Source organism: Pseudomonas sp. NBRC 111127 (assembly GCF_001320345.1).
Classification (GTDB): Bacteria; Pseudomonadota; Gammaproteobacteria; order Pseudomonadales; family Pseudomonadaceae; genus Aquipseudomonas; species Aquipseudomonas juntendi.
In genome coordinates this window covers 1-1,068 of the sequence record NZ_BCBD01000330.1, presented here as the reverse complement: position 1 = coordinate 1,068, position 1,068 = coordinate 1, and the positions used below count along the sequence as shown (strand labels likewise).

1 pseudogene is annotated in these 1,068 nt (G+C 61.4%); it reads left to right on the top strand.

Features of this window, described 5'->3' with window-relative positions:
- Positions 1-556: 556 nt before the first annotated feature.
- Positions 557-1,068 (top strand): annotated as a pseudogene (locus APH30_RS27260) (sorbosone dehydrogenase family protein); the annotation flags it as partial.

The window sequence follows — 1,068 nt, the reverse complement described above, 5'->3', positions numbered from 1 at the left end:
TGCTACCGCACGCTTAGAAGCAAAAGCAAAAAGCAGAAGCAATAACTGCGCTTTCTTGGGTTTCGCATCACTCAACCAAACCCCACACAGCTGTTGATCTTGATCTTGATCTTGATCTTGATCTTGTCTTCGCGACTTCAGGAGGCCGAGCGAAGGGCATGCGGAGGGAGGTGACGGGCATGGATGCCCGTCAAGCGCTGAGGCCCCAAGGATGGGGCCTGCAGCGCGTACTCCCGGGAGCATGACCGTAGCGAGGGAACCCCGGAGCGCAGCGCAGGGGCCGGATGACGGGAGCGCAGCGTTTTGTGGTTACTTTTTGTCGCGTCTGACAAAAAGTGACTCGCCGTAAGGGCGAAAAGGTGACTACGCGTCGCTATCGCAGCTGGAGTTTTCGCGCTATCAAAACCAGCGCTCAAGATCTCAAGCCTGCAAAAATGTGGGCGTTTACACCGCATAGGTATTCGTCCGCGTAGCAGAGGCCGCGATAAACCATCGGGAACCCTGCAAGCCCGGCCGACCTCTCACCCTCATGAGCCCGCTGCGGAGAACGCCGCCCATGAAACACCTCATGCCATGGCTGCTGGCCACCAGCCTGACCGCCTGCGGCGACACCGCCCTGCTGAGTGTAAACGACGGCACCGGCCCATCCCCCCAGCTACCCGCCCCCGTACGCACGCCCCTGCCCACCGTGAACATCGCCCCAGCAGTAGGCTGGCCGGAACATGCAAAACCCACGGCAGCCCCCGGCCTTCAGGTGAACGCATTCGCCAGCGGCCTCGACCACCCCCGCTGGCTGTACCTGCTGCCAAACGGCGACGTTCTCGTGGCCGAGACCAATGCCCCACCCAAGCCGGAAGACGCCAAGGGCCTGCGCGGCTGGGCCATGAAAAAGGTCATGGCGCGTGCAGGTGCTGGCGTACCCAGCGCCAACCGCATCACCTTACTGCGCGATGCCGATCACGATGGTTCGGCAGAAACCCAGGTGCCGTTCATCGAAGGGCTGAACTCACCGTTCGGCATGGCCTTGATAGGCGATGATCTCTACGTCGCCGACACCGACAAGCTGCT